The organism is Janthinobacterium sp. 75 (assembly GCF_004365495.1).
Taxonomy (GTDB): Bacteria; Pseudomonadota; Gammaproteobacteria; order Burkholderiales; family Burkholderiaceae_D; genus Janthinobacterium.
The window spans coordinates 405976-425693 of the sequence record NZ_SORD01000002.1 but is presented as its reverse complement, the minus strand read 5'-3'; the positions used below and the strand labels follow the sequence as shown (position 1 = coordinate 425693).

Below are 19718 nucleotides of genomic sequence, written 5' to 3'. Positions count from 1 at the left end.
GCTCAGAAGCAAGCGCAAGGATGCAGGCGCGCACCACGAATGCAGACGATTTTTGCCATTATTTGACGCCGGGCCAGTTTATTAGCTTATTGATGCAAAAACCGCCAGAAGCAAGCGTGACAGAACATGTGCCATTGGCCCTGCGCTGGCAGCGGCTGCGTGCCGCCTATCGCATGGCCAACCTGGCCACCCACCATGTGTTGGGTTTTACCATCAAACTGGTGCTGCTCGCGTATTTCGCTTTCGCCGTGCTGTTTTTATTCCTGCGCTACGCCATCCTGCCGAATATCGATTACTACAAGGGTGATATCGAGCGGGCGGCTAGCCGCGCGCTGGGCAACCCTGTCAGCATCGCGCGTATTTATGCCTCGTGGCATGGCGTGCGGCCGAATCTTTTCCTGGGCGACGTGAGCCTGCGCGACCAGGCAGGCCGTCAGGCGCTGAGCCTGCCAAGTGTCTCGGCCACCGTGTCGTGGTGGAGCGTGCTCGGCTCCGTGCGTTTCGATACCCTGGAAATCACGCGGCCCGACCTCGACGTGCGGCGCAGCACGGATGGCAAACTGTATGTGGCCGGTGTGCTGCTCGACAGCACCCAGGGCAGCGATGGCAAGGGCGCCGACTGGCTGCTGTCGCAGCATGAGATCATCATTCACGACGGCAAGGTGCGCTGGACGGATGAAGCGCGCGGTACGCCGGAGCTGGCTTTAAGCCAGGTCAACTTGTTGCTGCGCAACCGCTGGCGCAGCCACCGGCTGGGCTTGCAGGCCACGCCGCCTGCCAGCCTGGCCGCGCCTATCGATGTGCGCGCTCACTTCACGCATCCCCCTTTCAGCACGCGCATCTCGGATGTGTCCATGTGGAAGGGCGAGTTGTACGCCGACCTGAAAAACGCCGACCTGGCCGCCTGGCGCAGCTATCTCGACTATCCGTTTGAATTGAGCCAGGGCAAGGGCGCCCTGCGCGCCTGGCTGAGCCTGGATCACGCGCGCCTGGCCGGCTTCACGGCCGATGTGGGTTTGACGGATGTGCAGGCGCAACTGGGCGAGCATATCGCCCCGCTCGATTTGCTGTCCGTCAGCGGGCGCATTTCGGCAAAGGAAGAGCTGTCGGCGCAAGTGCCGGACGGCAAGCCAACCTTTGGCGCGAATGGACACCAGGTGGAGTTGACGAATTTCGCAGTGGAAACACGTGATGGCCTCAGCTTGCCGCCCACGACTTTGTCCGAACGCTTTGTTGCCGCCACCAAACGCAAGCCGGCGCGCACGGAAATCACGGCCAAGTCCCTCGATTTGCAAACCCTGGCCGCGCTGGCCGACAAGCTGCCGCTGGGTGAGCAGCAGCGCCAGCGCCTCGACGCTCTGGCGCCGCGCGGACGTTTGCAAGATTTTTCAGCGCAATGGGAAGGCGACATGGCCACGCCCGCCAGCTACCGCCTGCGCGGAAAACTCATCGACCTGGGCTTGAATGCGCAGCCGGCGCGCCTGGCCGTGGCGAAGACGGCGAGCAGCCCTGCACAGGCGGCCGCGCCGGCCATTCCAGGCTTCGACCACCTGAGCGGCAGCATTGACGCCAATGACAAGGGTGGCAGCATCAGCATCGACGCGCAAGACCTGGTGCTGCAATTTCCCACCTACCTGAGCGAGCCGGCCTTGCCGTTCGAACAATTCGCCATGCAGGCGCGCTGGACCTTTGAAGCGGAGAATATGCTGCAAGTCGGGCTGGACAAGCTCGACTTCAATCAGCAAGGCTTGCGCGTCGCCTTGCAAGGCACGCACCGCATGCCGCTCGACGGCAAGAACCTGGGCCAGGTCGATTTGACGGGAACGATCGACAATTTCCAGATCAACACCATTGGCCGTTATCTGCCACTGCAAACGCCCGAGCACCTGCGCCACTGGCTGACGGGTGCGCTGGAAGGCGGCGTGGCGCGCGATGTCAGCCTGCGCCTGCGCGGCGAACTTGAGCACTTCCCCTTCAAGGCTGATACGCCTGCCCAGCGCAGCCGTAGCGACTTCCGTGTTGCCGGCAAGATCGAGAATGGCATCCTGAATTATGCGCCCGGGGAATTTGCGGAAAACGGACCGCTGGCGGGCAAGGCGCCCCTGTGGCCGCAGGCGGAAAAAATCAAGGGCAGCTTTATTTTCGAGCGGGCGCGCATGGAAATTCGCGGCGATACGGCCATGACGGGCGGCGTGGCCTTGACGAACGTCAAAGCCGTGATTCCCGACCTGACCGTATTCGACACCTTGCTCGACATCGACGGCAACGCGGCCGGCCCCATGCAGGAATTCCTCAAGTATGTGACGGCCAGCCCCGTGCTGGGCTGGATCGAACATTTCACGGATGAAACGACGGCGACGGGCAACGCCAGGCTGGCCCTTAAATTGCACTTGCCGATCGAGCGCATGCTGGAGTCGACCGTGCAGGGCAGCTTGCAACTGGCGGGCAATGACGTGGTGCTGTTCCATGACATGCCGCCCGTGCTGGGCACGCAGGGCAAGATCGAGTTCAACGAAAAGGGCGTCAACCTGAATGGCTTGAATGGCAGCCTGCTGGGCGGGCCGCTGGCCATCTCGGGTGGCACGCAGGCGGACAATTCCATCCAGGTGAAAATCGCCGGCAACATGACCATCGATGGCTTGCGCAAGACGTATCCGGCACCGGTGCTGCAGCGCCTGGCGAAACATTTGAACGGCGGCGCGCGCTACAGCGGCCTGATCACGGCGCGCGACCATCAGGTGGTGGTCAATGTCGAGTCGCCGCTGACGGGCCTGGGCCTGGATTTCCCCGCCCCCCTGAAAAAGCCCGCCGGCGATAGCCTGCCCGTGAAATTTACCCTGACGGGCAACGCGGCGAACGGCGCCGGCCTGCGCACGGACGATATCCGCATCGCGCTGGGGTCTGGCATCGCTGCCCGCTACCAGCGCCAGAAGCAGGGCAAGGATGCCTGGCGCCTGATGCGCGGCGGCATCGGCGTGAACGTACCGGCGCCGGAACCGGACAGCGGCATGATGCTCAACGTGAATATGAAAACGCTGGATGTGGATAGCTGGATCGCCGTCGGCAGCGAAATCGCCGGCAGCGCCACGGCGCCAGCCGAGGCGGGCGGCAGCGCCGACGACGCGCCCGATATCGCGCAATACGTGGTGCCGGACATGATGGCGGCGCGCGCCAGCGAACTGATGCTGGGCGAGCGCAAGCTGGAAAACGTGGTGGTCGGCGCCACGCATCAAAAGGATGTGTGGCAAGCCAATATTGACGCGAAACAAGTGTCGGGCTATGTGACGTGGCTGGAAACACCGTCCGGCCTGGGCAAGATGACGGCGCGCCTGTCCTCGCTGATTATTCCGGAATCGGCCGCCAACGATGTGAAAAATTTGCTGGAAGGCAAGAGCGGCGCCCAGTCGATCCCTTCGCTCGATATCATCGCCGAGCAATTTGAATTGTTCAACAAGAAGATCGGCCGGCTGGAGTTGCAGGCCTATAACACCATGGCGGCGGGCGGGCGCGAGTGGCGCGTGGGCAAACTGCAATTGTCGAATCCCGATGGCGCACTGAGCGGCAATGGCAAATGGGTCATCAAGGATGGGCAAAGCACGACCAGCCTGCGTTTTGGCCTCGATATCGTCGATGCGGGCAAGTTGCTCGACCGCTTCGGCTTTGCCGACACGGTGCGTCGCGGCAAGGGGCGCCTGAGCGGCGACATCGCCTGGAACGGCTTGCCGTATTCGCTGGACATTCCCACCCTGTCGGGGCAGATCGAGATGAATGTGGAGTCGGGCCAGTTCCTCAAGCAGGATCCGGGCGCGGCCAAGCTGTTGGGCGTGCTCAGCCTGCAAGCCTTGCCCCGTTTGCTGAAACTCGATTTTCACGACGTGTTTTCCGAAGGCCTGGCCTTCGACGGCATCACGGCCAACGCCAGCATCAAACGGGGTGTGGTGACCACCGACAACCTCAAGATGCACGGCGTGGCGGCCACCGTACTGATGGATGGCACGGCCGACATCGCCAATGAAACGACGAATTTGCACGTGGTGGTGATCCCGGAATTTAACCTGGGCACGGGGCCGCTCGTGTATGCGCTGGCTGTCAATCCCGTCATCGGCCTGGGCAGCTTCCTGGCGCAATTGTTCCTGCGCGCGCCCGTGATGAAGGCGCTCACTTACCATATGCAGATCGCCGGCCCGTGGAAGTCGCCCGTCGTGACCAAGCTTGACGGTGGTAAATTGGAGCCTGTCGCTGTTCCTGCCGCTGCGGCGGCGGAGGCTGTGGCGAAATAAGCGAGGCGTTCGAATGGATAAGAGGTGGCAATGATGCATACAGTCGCAGCAATACAAATGATTTCCTCGCCGTCCGTGGAAGACAACCTGGCCACGGCGCGGCGCCTGGTGGCGCAGGCCGCCGCCGGTGGCGCGCAGCTGGTGGTGCTGCCCGAATACTGGGCCATCATGGGCCGGCAGGAAACGGACAAGCTGGCCCATGCGGAACAGCCCGGCAGCGGCCCTATCCAGGATGGCATGGCGCAGATGGCGCGCCAGCATGGCATCTGGCTGATCGGCGGTACCTTGCCACTGATCTCCGGCGAGGAGGGCAAGGTCTTGAATACCACGCTGGTGTACGACCCGCAAGGCGCGCCGGCCGGCCGCTACGACAAGATCCACCTGTTCGGTTTTACGCGCGGCACCGAGTCCTATAACGAATCGCGCACCATCGTGCCCGGTGCGCAAGTGCGCGCTATCGAGACGCCGTTCGGCCGCGTCGGCCTGTCCATCTGCTATGACCTGCGCTTTCCCGAGCTGTACCGCGCCATGGGCGATTGCGCGCTGATTGTCGTGCCAGCCGCATTTACCCATACGACGGGCAGCGCCCACTGGGAAGTGCTGCTGCGTGCGCGCGCCATCGAAAACCAGTGCTATGTGCTGGCTTCGGCGCAGGGTGGCCTGCACCCGAACGGCCGGCGTACCTGGGGCCACAGCATGCTGATCGACCCGTGGGGAGAAGTGAAAGCCGTGTTGCCCGAAGGCGAGGGCGTGGTGAGCGGCGAAATCGACCTGCTGTTTTTGGCCGGCGTGCGCGAATCCTTGCCCGCTTTAGCCCACCGCACCATGTAAATGTAAAGAATAGATAGCCATGATCCCATTTGAACCCAATCTGTCCAGCCTGGCCGTGGCGCGCGAACTCCTGCTTACGCCGTTTGGCCTGGACGAAGACAAGCTGCTCAAGGCCCTGGGCACGATGTTTACACACAAGGTCGACTATGCCGACCTGTATTTCCAGTCGACCAAGAGCGAAGGCTGGAGCCTGGAAGAGGGCATCGTCAAGACGGGCAGTTTTTCCATCGACCAGGGCGTGGGCGTGCGCGCCGTGTCCGGCGACAAGACGGCCTTTGCGTATTCCGACGACATTTCCGAGCGGGCCTTGCTGGAAGCGGCGGCGGCCACGCGCACCATCGCACGCGCGGGTGCCGGCAGAGTCAAGATCGCGGGCCAGATGCTGGCGCAGGGCGGACGTTCCTTGTACCTGCCCAACGATCCGCTCGCCTCGCTGGACGCCACGGCCAAGGTGCAATTGCTCGAGCGCGTGGAAAAGATGGCGCGGGCGAAAGATCCTCGCGTGGTGCAGGTGATGGCGGGCCTGGCGGGCGAATACGACGTGGTGCTGGTGCTGCGCAGCGACGGCGTGCTGGCGGCCGATATCCGCCCGCTGGTGCGCGTCTCGCTCACCGTCATCGCGGAACAAAATGGCCGCCGCGAAACGGGTTCGGCCGGTGGCGGCGGGCGTTTCAGCTATGACTATTTCAGCGATGCCGTGTTGGAACAATACGCGGCCGAGGCTGTCAATTCGGCACTGGTGAACCTGGAAGCGCGCCCCGCGCCAGCCGGCCCCATGACCATCGTTCTGGGACCGGGCTGGCCTGGCATCCTGCTGCATGAAGCCATCGGCCATGGCCTGGAAGGCGATTTTAACCGCAAGGGTTCGTCCGCATTTTCCGGACGCATCGGCGAACGCGTGGCCGCCAAGGGCGTCACCGTGGTCGATGACGGCACCCTGGCTGGCCGGCGTGGCTCCCTGAACATCGACGACGAGGGCAATCCGACGCAGTGCACGACCCTGATCGAGGATGGCATCCTGAAGGGCTATATTCAGGACACCATGAATGCGCGCCTGATGAAGATGCCCGTGACGGGCAATGCGCGCCGCGAATCGTTCGCCCACCTGCCCATGCCGCGCATGACGAACACCTATATGCTGGGCGGCGACCGGGACCCGGGTGAAATCCTCGCTTCCGTGAAGAACGGCTTGTATGCCGTCAACTTTGGCGGCGGTCAGGTCGATATTACAAACGGCAAGTTCGTCTTCTCGGCCAGCGAAGCGTACATGATCGAAAACGGCAAGCTCAGCTACCCGGTCAAGGGGGCGACCCTGATCGGCAATGGTCCGGACGTGCTCAACCGCGTCTCCATGATCGGCAACGACATGTGCCTGGACTCGGGTGTGGGCGTGTGCGGCAAGGAGGGGCAGAGCGTGCCCGTGGGCGTAGGGCAGCCGACCCTGCGCCTGGACGGCATCACGGTTGGCGGCACGGCTTGAATCAGGGGCCAACCCCAAACACCTGCGCCTTAAAAGTGGTGGTGAAAATGGAGCGGCAGTTGTAGCGTAAATCATGCGATGCTCCTGGAGGTCAGACCGGAAAGGGCAGGCGCCCTGAAGTCCTGGCCGTGTGGCCTGGGCGGCATTCGATCCGCATCAGTAGTGCGTCGCTTGCCACTGTCAAAAAAGGGCTGGCGTGGCGAGTGCGCCACGGCGGCCACAGCGTTGCCAGCCAGCCAAGGCGTATCGACAGCGCGCAACTTTTTATACTTTTTTACGCACTTTGCAGTGTAAAACGGCGGCGGCATGCGGCTTTGCCGACAAATATGCTTGCCAACCCTTGCAATTTAGGTTTATAGTCGTTCATCACTTATGGATGACTCGCATGTTCGCTCGCCACTTTTTTACCGCTTATTTTTACTTTAGCAATTCCAACCCAAAGGCGGTGGAGTAGCGGTCGGTTCACGTAGCAGCAAAAAACGAGATCCCAGCAAATTCTAAAAAACCGCCACTGATGGCGGTTTTTTTTTACCCAGATGTTTTACCCTTCCTTAAATTTTGGAGAAAATGATGCCCCGCACCGATGATTTGCGAATTCGCGAAATGAAGGAATTGACCCCGCCGTCCCACCTGATCCGCGAATTCGCCTGCTCGGAGCAAGCCGAACAGACTGCTGCCAGCGCCCGTATCGCCCTGCACCGTATCTTGCATGGCCAGGATGACCGTCTGATGGTGGTGATCGGGCCTTGCTCCATCCACGATACCAAGGCGGCGATGGAATATGCGCGCCTGCTGGTCAAGGAGCGCGCGCGTTTCGCGGGTGAACTGGAAATCGTCATGCGCGTCTACTTCGAAAAACCGCGCACCACGGTGGGCTGGAAGGGCCTGATCAACGACCCGTACATGGATAACAGCTTCCGCATCAACGATGGCTTGCGCATGGCGCGCGAACTGTTGCGCGATATCAATGAGCTGGGCTTGCCGGCCGGCACCGAGTTCCTCGACGTGATCAGCCCGCAATACATTGCCGACCTGATCAGCTGGGGCGCCATCGGCGCGCGCACCACGGAGTCGCAGGTGCACCGCGAGCTGGCCTCGGGACTGTCGTGTCCCGTCGGCTTCAAGAATGGCACGGACGGCAATGTGAAAATCGCCGTGGAAGCCATCAAGGCCGCCTCGCAGCCGCACCATTTTCTTTCCGTCACGAAGGGCGGCCACTCGGCCATCGTCTCGACCAACGGCAACGAGGATTGCCATATCATCTTGCGCGGTGGCAAGACGCCCAACTATGATGCTGCCAGCGTGGACGAGGCCTGCAAGGCCATCGCCGCGCAGGGCCTGGCGGCGCGTCTGATGATCGACGCCTCGCATGCGAACAGCTCGAAGAAACCGGAAAACCAGATCCCGGTGTGTGCCGACATCGCCAGCCAGGTGGCAGGTGGCGATGGCCGCATCGTCGGCGTGATGGTGGAATCGCACCTGGTGGCGGGGCGCCAGGATTTGATCCCGGGCAAGGAATTGATCTATGGCCAGTCCGTCACGGATGGCTGCATCGACTGGAGCGCCAGCGTGGCCGTGCTGGAAAACCTGGCGGCGGCCGTCAAGCAACGCCGCCTGCAGGGCGACGCGGAATGAAATGACGTGGCGCGCAGCATGAAAAAAAGCCCGGAAAGCTAAGCTTTCCGGGCTTTTTTACTTCATTCAAGACGCCTGACAGAAGCGTGGCGAGCGGCAACGAGTTGCGGCCGAGACGCGGAACTTTACTTGAGCACAGTGAGCATCGCAGGCCGCAAATCGCGACGCGCAGTAGCTTGTGTCAGGTGTACTTAGAACTTGTAGGTAGCGCGCACGTAGAAAGTACGGCCCAACGGATCAGTGTAACGCGGATCGTAGCCGGACTGGAAGGTGCCGATCTGGTTACTGAACGGTGGATCTTCGTTCAGCAGATTTTTTACGCCCACGGTGACTTCGGTATTCTTGAAGCCGGAGTACGCGCCCGACAGCGACCATACCGAGTAAGCCTTGACGCTTTGCTCGAATTGCGGATCGACATAGTTCTGGTCGCGGTAGCCGCTCATGTACTTGTTCGACAGCGTGGCATTCCACTTGTCCATATTCCATTGCAGGGAGGCATTGTGTCTCCAGCGGAATACCGGTGCATTGTCGCCATACACGCCCACGTTTTGCACGAATTCGCCGCCGCGTTCGTTCTGGTACTCATACTTCTGTACCCAGGTGCCGTCAAAGGCGAACGTGAAGTTGCCATACTGGCTACGTGGCAATTTCCAGTTCAGGCCCAGGTCGATGCCCGAGGTGTGCATTTCGCCCAGGTTGCCCAGGGTGGCCAGCACATAATCGAGCTTGCCATCAGCGGTATAGATGAAGTTGTTCTGATACTTGGCGTAGTTGTCGAACAGGGTCTGTTCGGCCACGGTGCCGATCTTGTCGCGCAGCTTGATCTGGAAGTAATCGAGCGAGACGGTCAGCGACTTGGTAGGCTCGATGACGATACCGGCGCTGAAGGTTTTCGATTTTTCCGGGCCGACGTCCGGATTGCCACCCGAGCGGATGTACTGCTGCGCGCCGCAGGCGACATTGCTGTTGGCGCCAGGAATCGGTACGCCGCCTGGGCACAGGCGTGGATCGTCGTACTTGTTGGCCGTGAAGGTCTTGGTTTGCGGACCATGCAGGTCATACAGTGTTGGCGCGCGGAAGCCTGTGTTGTAGGAGCTGCGCAGCAGCACCTGGCTCGTTGGCTGCCAGCGCACGCCGACTTTCGGATTGAAGCTGCCGCCGACGTCGTTATAGTGGTCATAACGGGCTGCCAGCGACAGTTCCAGGTCTTTCACGACAGGAATGCTCAGTTCCGAGAAGATGGCGCTGATATTGCGGCTGCCCGACTGGTTCTGCGCTTCGGCGTAGCCGGAGCTCGATGCCTGGCCGGCCAGATCCCGGTTCACGTTGTATTCGGCCTTGTCGTTGCGGAATTCCGTACCGACGGCGAAACCGACGGCGCCAGCCGGCAGGTTGAACAGCTCGCGGCTGACCTTGGCGTCGACCGCGGTGCTGGTCATCTTCGCGCTCAGGTATTCGCCTTTCAGGACGGAATCCTTCAGGTATGCCGCGCCGGCGGCGCTCTGCTCGCCGAACGGGTTCAGGATGCCATTGCCGATGCCGTCGATGATGCGCTGGTCATTCAGGTAGCCGCCCGTGAAGGCGCTGGTGGCTTTGCTGACGGAGTAGCTGAGGCCGACGTTGTAGTCCCACGCACCCAGGACGCCTTCGGAAGCCAGTACCAGGCGGTCCGAGGTGCTGGTGTCGAAGCCGCTGCGCTGGCCCGACGCCACCGGACGCCAGCTGATGTCCAGCGGCTCGCCCGACAGGCCCGCCACGGCTGGCACACCGCCGCTGCCGCCTGGATAGTAAGGGGAGCTCGACGACATGAGGATGCCGATGTTCGACATCGGCGGCGGCGAGATGCGCGCCTCGTTGGTGCTGCGCGAGTGCAGGTATTCGATGGTGGCCAGGTGATCCTGGTTCAGCTTGAAGCTGGCCTTGCCCAGGAAGGATTCCTGCTGGGTTTTCGGGATGGCCTGGATGAATGGTGTGACATCCATGGCGCAGGTGCTCTTGCCCGAAGTATTCTTGTACAGGTTCTCGCCCACGCAACCGCCGGCGAAGGCCGGGTTGCCGATCAGGCCATTGCCGGTATCGTAGAAGTTGGCAGGGAAGGTGGTGCCGCTCAGGTTATCCACGCCCTTGCTCGGGATGTAGCCGCTCTTCGAGAAGGAACGGTCGGCCGTGCTCAGCGCCGCCTGGCGATGTACGTCGACCACGCCGAAGACGTTGAAGCCATCTTTGTTCAGATCGCCGTAGCCGCCGGACAGGTTCAGGCGCGACTCGTCGCCGCCACCCGCTTTTTGTGGCTCGTAATGTTCGACCGTGACGGAGCCGCCCTTGACGGAACGCTTGGTGATGAAGTTGATCACGCCGCCGATGGCGTCGGTACCGTAGATGGCGGAAGCGCCGTCGCGCAGCACTTCAACTCTTTCCAGGGCCGAGATCGGAATGATGTTCAGGTCGACGGACGAACCGTTGAATGGGTGGCTGGCAATACGGCGGCCGTTCAGCAGGACCAGGGTCTTGTCGCCGCCGATGCCGCGCAGGTCGGCGACGGACTGGCCGCCCGTACCGGAGCCGACGGATTGCGAGCTGCTTTGCGAACTCTGATTCATGGAAATGGTGGACAGGACTTCCTGTGCCGTCGTCAAGCCTTGCTTGGCGAAATCATCGGCCTTGATCGAGGTGATCGGCAGCGCTGTCTCCGATGCCAGGCGCTTGATGCTCGAACCTGTGACTTCCACGCGTTGCATGGCGCCATCCGTTGTTTCTTGCGCATACGCGGCGTGCATGCTCAGGGCCATGCCGCCTGCAAACATCAGGCGCAGCGACCGCGATATTACATTTTCTATCATCATCTGAAATTCCTTGTTATTGTGATAAAGGCGGCAATTATTTTGAAATAACTTGTTGCTCACCAACAATTTATTTGCCTTTTTGAAAATCCACCAATGAAAATTCTGTAAATTTTCTGGGCCCTCATCAAAACATTCACCATTCAGATTGTCAATTTCGTGCAGACTTTTTGGACGAAATGCAACATATTGCTATTTTTTTTGCATTACTTCAGGAATAAAGTATCGCCAACCCTTGTCAGGCGCGGTCAGGCGCGTAAAATAAAACGGCGCTCAGCATACCTGCTGGCGCCGTCCTTCGTGCTGCAGGCAAACGCTTGCCAGCGCTGCCCCGTTTATCGCTGTTTCAGCCCATCTCCCTTAGAACGTATAGCTGCCGCGCAGGTAGTAGGCGCGCCCGATCGGGTCCGTGTAGCGTGGGTCATAGCCTTTCTGGAACAGGGTGCCCTGGTTCGAGAACGGTGGTTCCTTGTCGAACAGGTTCTTCACGCCGGCCGTCAACAGCAAGCCTTTCCATACGTAGCTACCCGACACGTTCAGCAGGCTGTAGGAGGGCACATCGTGCCGGTACTGCGGATCGACCTGGTTCTGGTCCGTGTAGCCGGACTTGAACGATTGCGACACGGTGGCGCCCCAGTTGCCCAAGCGCCAGTTGAGGGCCGCCGTGTGTTTCCAGCGGAACACAGGATTGTTATCCGCATAGCGGCCCACGTTGGCAATGAATTCGCCACCGCGCTCATTCTGGTAGTCATACTTGTGGGTCCAGGTGCCATCGACCGACACGCTGAAATCGCCGTAGGTGCCGCGCCCCAGGCGTGCATTCAGGCTGACGTCGATACCGTCGGTTTTCACTTCGCCGAGGTTGTCGTTCAAGTCCAGGATGGCGAAAGGCGAACCGTCGGGATTGCGCAGGAACAAGGCCTTGTATTTTTCGTAGTTACCGTAGATGGATTGTTCGGGCAGGGACGAAATCTTGTCCTTCAGATGGATGTTCCAGTAATCGATGGCGACGGTGACTTCCTTGACCGGTTCGAGCACCAGGCCGAAGGCGAAGGTGGTGGATTTTTCCGGTTTCAACTTTTCATTCCCGCCTTGCAGCTTGAATTGCTGCAAGTCGCAATCGCGCAGGGGATTGGCGCCCGGCTGTGGCACGCCGCCCGGGCAGAGGATGGGATCGTCGTAGGAATCGTTGGTATCGTTCTTCGACGGCGGCGCATTCTTTTCAAACAGGGTGGGAGCGCGGAAACCCGTGCTGGCCGAGCCGCGCAGCACCAGCGCATTGCTGGCCTGGTAGCGCAGGGCCAGCTTGGGGTTGGTGGTGCTGCCCACGTCGCTGTAATGGTCGAAGCGTGCCGCCAGCTGTACTTCCAGATCCTTGATCAGCGGCAAGTTGACTTCGCCGAAAACGGCCTGGATCGTGCGCGAACCGCTCTTCGACAGAGAACCGGACAGGCCGGAACTGGTGGCCTGGCTGGCGATATCGCGGTTGACATTGAAGTCGGCTTTTTCACGCCGCAGTTCACCGCCCAGTGCGATCGCCAGCGGGCCGCCGGCCAGCTGCATCAGTTCGCGGCTGCCCTTGATGTCGAAGCCCGTGGTGGTGACCTTGGCATTCTGTACCTCGCCGCGCAGGGCGGTGCTGTCCAGGTAAGCCTTGCCGGCCGTGTCCTGCATGCCGAAGGGATTCAGGATGCCATTGAGCACACCGGCCGCAAACGAGGCATCCTGCACATAGCCGCCCGTAAATTTCTCGGACGACTTGCTGATGGCGTGGCTCAGGCCTGTTTTGTAGTCCCATCCGGCCAGCTCGCCTTCGAGGGCCAGCACCAGGCGGTCCGCCTTGCCGTCCGAATCGATCTGCCGCTGGCCCGCTTCCACGGGCCGCCAGTTGACGCTCAGGGGCTGTCCCGACAAGCCCGGCTGGGCCGGCACGCCGCCCGTATTGCCCGGATAGTATTTGCTGGTATTGGGCAAGATCAAGCCCGTTTGCGGCGGCGGCGCCGTGCGTGCTTTTACCTTGTTTTCCGAGTGCAGATATTCCACGGTGGCCAGGTGGCCGCCGCCCAGCTTGAAGGCGCCCTTGCCGAAGACAGCCACCTGTTCCTGCGCCGGCAGGTCGTCGATCTGCCGCGTATAGTCCTGGCGGCAGGTGCCGTTGGCCGCCGCTACCGACAGGGGCTGGTTGCAGCCCGTGGCCGCGTACGGATTGCCGGCCAGGCCCTTGCCGCCGTTGGCCGCGGCATCGAAGTAGTTGCCGGGGAAGGTGGTGCCGCTGGTGAGGGACAGGCCCCGCTCGGGAATGATGCCGGTCTTGGAAAAATCGCGGTCCTGCGACGTGAGTACATTTTGCTTGTGGTAATCGACCACGCCGAAAATATTGTAGCCGTCCGTGTCGAGCTTGCCGAAGCCCGTCGACAGATTGATGCGGTGCTCGCCGCCGCCCTTGTGTTCGGGCGCGACCGCCTCGGCGGTAATGTTGGTGACATTGATCGAGCGCTTGGTGATGAAGTTGATGACGCCGCCGATGGCGTCCGTGCCGTAGATGGCCGAGGCGCCGTCGCGCAGCACTTCGATGCGCTCCAGGGCAGCGATGGGAATGATGTTCAGGTCGACGCTGGCGCCGTCATACGGATGGTTGGCGATGCGCCGGCCATTGAGCAGCACCAGGGTCTTGTCGCCGCCCAGGCCGCGCAAGTCGGCGCTGGCCTGGCCGCCCGTGGGCAGGCCGCTGGTGTTGCCGCCGACGGCGTTGCCGCTGCCCATGCTGGAGGAATTCGAGGGTATCTTGCTGAGCACTTCCTGTGCCGTGGTCAAGCCCTGCTTGGCAAAATCTTCGGCCTTGAAGATGGAGAGGGGGGTGGCTGTTTCCGAGACCAGTCGCTTGATGGAAGAGCCGGTGACTTCAACGCGCTGCATGGTGCTCGTATCGCTGACTTCTTGCGCCAGCGCCTGCTGGCTGAGCAGGCCAGCGGCAAGGCCGCTGGCGCAGATCAAACGGATGGAATGGGACAAGCGTGTTTCTCTGATCATGTTCAAGACTCCTGAAAAAGCGGTTGGCTAAAAGGGCAAGAACGGCCGCGCCGGTTGGCGCACCGAGAACATTGAAAAGTATGTATATCTTTTCAACTGACCAACTGTAATGATCCACAAAAGTCCTTGTCAACATGGCAAATGGCTTTGTGTGCTTAAACAACGCAGTACGTCATCGGGAGTGATTTAAAACAAAGTAGGCGCATTTTGTGCGGCATTAATGAAGATAGCGGCCGTGCCCAGTGCTGGCGTCGGGCGCGCAAAATAAAACGCCCGCTGCGGAGCAACGGGCGTTGGTGTGGCTGGCATGGCGATAGTGACTGGCGCCTGCCGGATGCACAGGCTGCACTTGGCAGCCTGTGCTGGGGCTTAGAAGAACTTGTAGCTGGCGCCCAGTTTGAAGTAGCGGCCGATGGCGCCGCTGGCATCCATCGGGTTGTAGCTCATGCCGCCGTAGGTCAGGGGGTCGAGCGGCGCGATCTTGTCGGTCACGTTGTTGATCGAGGCAAACAATTGCAACTGTTTGTTGACGTTCCAACGGCTCGACAGGTCGAGCGTGGTGAACGAGGCGATCTTGCAACCGTTCGGCGCGGACGTGCCATCGGCCAGCTTGGAGGCGCAAGGCTTGCCTTCAAACAGGATATTCTTCATGTCCGAACGATAGTTCAGCACGCCGCTGACATTCCAGTTGCCCAGATCCCACGAGCCGGTGAGATTGATCTTGTCCTTCGGCGTACCGGCGCAGTTGGAGGTATCGCAGTTGCCATGCGTGCCAGCGAACTGGTAGCTCACGGTGGACGATTCGGCCCGCACCCACGAGGCGATGTGGGTCCAGGTCAGGCCAAACGTGGCGCGGCCGTAGTCGCCCAGGCGCACCCGCTGCTTGATGTCCAGGTCGATACCCTTGATCTCCGTAAAGCTGGAGTTGCGGTACGGTGCCTTGGTGATCAGCAAAGTGCCCGTGTTCGGCGTGACGACGCCATTGATGGTCAGGTTGTTGTCGGCGCGGATCGCGGTCGGCAGGGCGGCAGCTTCGTTGTACGGCAGCGGGTTGATCTCGTTTTCACGCTTGATCTTCCAGCCGTCCAGCGACAGGCTGGTATCGTTGAACGGATCCCACACCAGGCCCAGGGTGTAGCCCTTGGACTTTTCCGGCTTGAGGTTAGGGTCGCCAATCTTGACGGCAGCCACTTGCAGTTCGCAGTCGCTCGCATTGGCGCCCGGCAAACGCGTGCCGCCCGGGCAGCGCACGGGATCGCTGACCGTCGAGGTGCCCGTTGATTGCGAATTGGCATTGCTTTCCGCAGGTCCCGGTGCGCGGAAGCCTTCCGAATACGTACCGCGTACGGCAAAGGTTTTCAGCGGCGTCCACTTGGCGCCCAGTTTCGGCGTGGTCGACGAGAAACGGTCGTATTTGTCGTAACGCAAGGCGCCCGACAGTTCCACCGTCTTGATGACGGGCGCCAGCACCTCGAGGAAGACGGCCGAGACTTTGCTGTCGCCCTTGGCTGCCACATAGCTGGAGTTAATGGAACCGTTTTCCGTGCCCGACAGCGATGGATTGTCGAGCTTGTCGCGGCGGTGTTCCGCTCCCACGGCCAGGCCCAGGGCACCGCCCGGCAACTGCATCAGCTCGCGCGAAGCCTTGAAGTCGATGATGTCGAGCTTGGTGGTCGAATCGGAGGTGGCGTTCGTCACCATGGCCGCGTACAGCGAGGCCGGATTCTTGCCTGCCTGTGCGCCGATATAGTATGGGAAATACTTGCTGTTCGGATTGCCCAGGGCATCCTTGACGACGGCCATGTTGAGCATGTTGCTGTAGTCGAGGTGCAGCTTCGATTCCGAATGCGTATAGCCGGCGTCGTAATCCCAGCCCATGGCGTTGCCTTTGACGCCGAGCACGATGCGGTTGAATTCATTGTTGGCCTGGCGTGTGCTGGCGCCCACGTCGAAGGCCTGGTAGCGCACGCGCACCGGCACGCCATACGGATTTTGTGGGTGGCCAGCGGCCAGCACAATGGTGGTGCCGGCGCCGGAACCGTAGTTGATGACGCCAGTCGGGCTGCCGGCGTTCGGCGGGAAGGCGATGGTCGGCGTGATCGATGGCGGTATCAGGGTAAATGCCGTATCGCGCTTCGAGTAGCCCGCTTCCGCGTACACCTGGGTATCGGCATTGACTTGCCAGGTACCGCGTGTGTACAGGTTGATCGATTCGATCTTCGGCTGCATGGAGCGGAACTGGTCGTGATGCCACAGGCAGCCGCCCTTCGGATCTTGCGGCGAAGATACGGATAAGGTGGAGCAGCCGGGCAGGGAGACATAGTTGTTGGTGACGGGATCGCGGATCAGGCCTGTCGGCGAGGCATTCGCATCGTTGTTGCCGTTGATGTAGCCGCCGGCGAACTGGGTGTTGATCGCATAGCCGTACGGACGCAGGTCGGCCTTGCCGATCCATTTGCGGCCGGCACGCTCATTGTTCATCAGCATGTCCGATTTGGTGTATTCGGCATTGACGACGACGTTGAATTTATCCGTATCCAGATTACCCTTGCCGAAGGTCAGCGAGGCGCGGTGTTGCTTGGCATCGCTGTCGCCGGAGATGCCCGTATCGCCTTTCAGGGTCAGGCCTTCGAAGTCTTTGCGCAGGATGATGTTGACCACGCCGGCGATGGCGTCCGCGCCGTAGGTGGAGGAAGCACCGTCCTTGAGGATTTCGATGCGTTCGACGATCTGCATCGGCACGGTGGAGAGGTCGGTGAAGCTCTTCTGGCCGTCATCGGCACGCGCAAACGGGGCCATGCGGCGGCCATTGAGCAGCACCAGGGTCGAGGTGGCGCCCAGGCCGCGCAGCGAGATGGCCGTGGAACCGGCGGCAAAACCGTTGCCGAATCCCGTTGGCAGGGAGCCTGCGCCATCGGCGGTCAGGGTTTGCAGGTATTCGGCCACGGTGGCCTTGCCCGACTTCATCAAGTCATCGCGGGTAATGACCTGTACCGGTGACGCGGTCTCTGCCGTCGCCCGTTTGATGCTCGATCCTGTAATTTCCACACGTTGGACATTGGCGTCTTGCGCCATTGCCGGCGCAGCCATCATGCCTAGGCTAACCGCTGCTACGCTACCCGAAAAAATCAGGCGTACGGAGCGGGACATAACTGTTTCCATCATCATTCTCAAAAACTCCGAAAGTAAGTTCGGCTGGCCGTTTTGCGACACAACCTCGCTAGGATAAAAAAGATTGCTGCGTTGGCAATCGCTGTGGGACGAACGGCATACTGTGCGTTGCCGTGATTGATAAGACCATTTGCCGAGAAACCTTGTCAACGTGTAAATGTGACATTTCGGGATGGAAACAACAGTGTTTTTTATAATGTTGAGGTATTTCATTATTGACAATTATTTTTATGTTGCGCCGCGCCATGCGTTTTCCGTCCCTCGATAAAAAGTGCGCCCATTCACGGACGTAAGGGTTTCTACCAATGGGCATTTGTCCGGCATTGCTCAGGTGATGTTGCGTTGCGGAAAATTTCCCCGTTGGCGCGGGTGCTTGTTGCTGCGCACGCCAGAAGTGCCGCGGCTTTTCGCCCGGCATGCAAAATATGCGTTATCGTTACGCGTTTTCCAGCGCGTCAAACCACCGGCGCTGCTGGCTGCTAACAAGGCATAGATCTTGCAGAGATGGACTGGTTTTGGCGGTGGAATCCTGTATCCCAGGGGGAAGCCAGTACAAGCGCACCAATACGGTGCGACAGATAATCGAGATGAAGGGTATTACATGAAGTCACCATGGATGCGGCGCATGGCGCTGCTCGCCTGCCTGGCCACCCTGCCGCTGGCGGCCACTGCCGTTGCTGCGGATGCCGCCCCTGCGGCCGCGCCGGTCAAAACCTTGCGCTATATCTTGCCGGCCGCCGAGACGGGCTTTGATCCGGCTACCGCGCGCGACCTGTATTCGAACCACATCACGCAGGCTGTCTTCGACACCCTGTACACCTATGATTACCTGGCGCGCCCCGTGAAGGTGGTGCCCGGCGCGGCGGCTGCGATGCCGGAAGTATCAGCCGACGGCAAGACCTACACCATCCGCCTGAAAAAAGGCATCCTGTTTACGCCCGACGCCGCGTTTGGAGGCAAGCGCCGCGAACTGACCATGGCCGACTATGTGTATTCGTGGAAGCGACTGTTCGACCCGCGCCTGGCCTCGCCCCACACCTGGCTGTTCGAAGGCAAGGTGGTCGGCCTCGATGACTTGGCGAAGGACGCGGCCAAGTCGAACAAGCTCGACTTCAACAAGAAGGTAGCCGGCCTGGAAATCCTCGACCCGTATACCTTGCGCATCACGCTGGCCAAGACCGATTTCAATTTCCCCATGATCCTTGCCTACGTGCCGACGGCTGCCGTGGCGCGTGAAGTGGTGGAGAAGTACGGCGACGTGAAGGGCGAAGTGGGTTCGAATCCCGTCGGCACCGGCTATTACACGCTCGGTGAATGGACGCGCGGCAACCGCATCGTTCTGAACCGCAACCCCCAGCATTTGCCGGAAACCTGGAATTTCATGGCCGGCGACGACCCGGACGACCAGCGCATCGTGCGCCAGATGCAGGGCAAGCGCATTCCCGCCATCGACCGCATCGAAATTTCCGTGATGATCGAAGACCAGTCGCGCTGGCTGTCCTTCCAGAGCGGCGGCACGGACGTGTTCTGGCTCGATGGCCCGCTGGCGCCGAAAGCGCTGCTGAACGGCAAGCTGCGTCCCGAGCTGGCGGAGAAGGGCGTACAACTGTCGCGCCTGCTGGATCCGGAAATCAGTTATTACTACTGGAACATGGAAGACCCCACCCTCGGCGGCTTCAGCAAGGAAAAGATCGCCCTGCGCCGTGCGATTGCCATGGCGCACAATATCGATGAAGAAATCCGCATCATCTGGAATGGCCAGGCCAAGCGTCTCGACTATCCGATACCGCCCGGCGTCGTCGGCTACGATCCCCACTACAAAAGCCTGCTGCAATACGATCCCGTGCTGGCGAACAAATTGCTCGACAAATTCGGTTACAAGAAGGGCGCAGATGGCTGGCGAACCTTGCCGGACGGCAAGCCGCTGCTGATCCGCTACGCTTCGCGCAACGAAGCCAATGGCGTGCTGCAGGCGGAAATGTGGCGCAAGACGTATAACTCGCTGGGCATCCGCATGGAAAACGACCGCATGATCTTTTCCGACATTCTAAAGACGGAAAAGCAGTGCAAGATGCAGACGCGCACGGCGCCGTGGCTGGCCGATTATCCGGACGGCGACAACTTCATGCAGCTGTTCTATGGCCCGAATACGCACCAGAACAACAACGGCTGCTACCAGGACCCGGAATACGATAAATGGTATGCAGCCAGCCAGGCCATGCCGGCCAGCCCCGAGCGCGATGAACTGTTCCACAAGATGGCGCGCCGCCTGGAAGTGAACGCGGGCGCCCTGATCGGCTATGCGCGCTACCGCAACATGCTGGCGCAAAAGTCGGTACTCGGCTACAAGAAGCACCCGATCCTGTTCCAGGAATGGGCGTACATGGATATCGACAGCAGCAGTGCGCCAGTGGCGCCTGCTGCTGATTCGGCTAAAAAATAAGCGCGGCC

The 19718-nt window shown here is 60.8% G+C and carries 8 protein-coding genes; 5 read left to right on the top strand and 3 right to left on the bottom strand.

What is annotated here, in order from left to right; genetic code table 11:
• Window positions 1–116: 116 nt before the first annotated feature.
• The 4 genes from C8C89_RS26245 to aroG all read left to right on the top strand — a co-directional run bounded on the left by C8C89_RS26245 (window position 117) and on the right by aroG (window position 8226).
• Complete coding sequence (locus C8C89_RS26245) at window positions 117–4280, top strand: YhdP family protein (RefSeq protein WP_347876610.1); 4164 nt, start codon at window positions 117–119, stop codon at window positions 4278–4280.
• Between the two features lie 30 nt (window positions 4281–4310).
• Window positions 4311–5111, top strand: a complete 801-nt coding sequence (locus tag C8C89_RS26240; protein WP_133994026.1) for a carbon-nitrogen hydrolase family protein — start codon at window positions 4311–4313, stop codon at window positions 5109–5111.
• Between the two features lie 19 nt (window positions 5112–5130).
• Window positions 5131–6591, top strand: a complete 1461-nt coding sequence (gene tldD / locus C8C89_RS26235) for a metalloprotease TldD (RefSeq protein WP_133994024.1) — start codon at window positions 5131–5133, stop codon at window positions 6589–6591.
• A gap of 570 nt (window positions 6592–7161) precedes the next feature.
• Window positions 7162–8226, top strand: a complete 1065-nt coding sequence (gene aroG / locus C8C89_RS26230; protein WP_086146852.1) for a 3-deoxy-7-phosphoheptulonate synthase AroG — start codon at window positions 7162–7164, stop codon at window positions 8224–8226.
• A gap of 191 nt (window positions 8227–8417) precedes the next feature.
• Here the strand turns inward: aroG and C8C89_RS26225 are convergent, their stop codons facing one another.
• The 3 genes from C8C89_RS26225 to C8C89_RS26215 form a co-directional block, all read right to left on the bottom strand.
• Window positions 8418–11069, bottom strand: coding sequence for a TonB-dependent receptor (locus C8C89_RS26225; RefSeq protein ID WP_166674923.1), 2652 nt, complete (start codon window positions 11067–11069; stop codon window positions 8418–8420).
• Window positions 11070–11426: 357 nt separating this feature from the next.
• Window positions 11427–14096: a TonB-dependent receptor gene (locus C8C89_RS26220; RefSeq protein ID WP_133994020.1), complete on the bottom strand. Its 2670-nt coding sequence runs from the start codon at window positions 14094–14096 to the stop codon at window positions 11427–11429.
• Window positions 14097–14465: 369 nt separating this feature from the next.
• Entirely contained in the window at window positions 14466–17246 is a 2781-nt protein-coding gene (locus C8C89_RS26215) for a TonB-dependent receptor (RefSeq protein ID WP_101484072.1), read from the bottom strand.
• Window positions 17247–17868: 622 nt separating this feature from the next.
• Here C8C89_RS26215 and C8C89_RS26210 point away from each other — a divergent pair.
• On the top strand, window positions 17869–19710 hold the full coding sequence (locus C8C89_RS26210) for an ABC transporter substrate-binding protein (protein WP_166674922.1): 1842 nt from the start codon (window positions 17869–17871) through the stop codon (window positions 19708–19710).
• Window positions 19711–19718 lie beyond the last annotated feature (8 nt).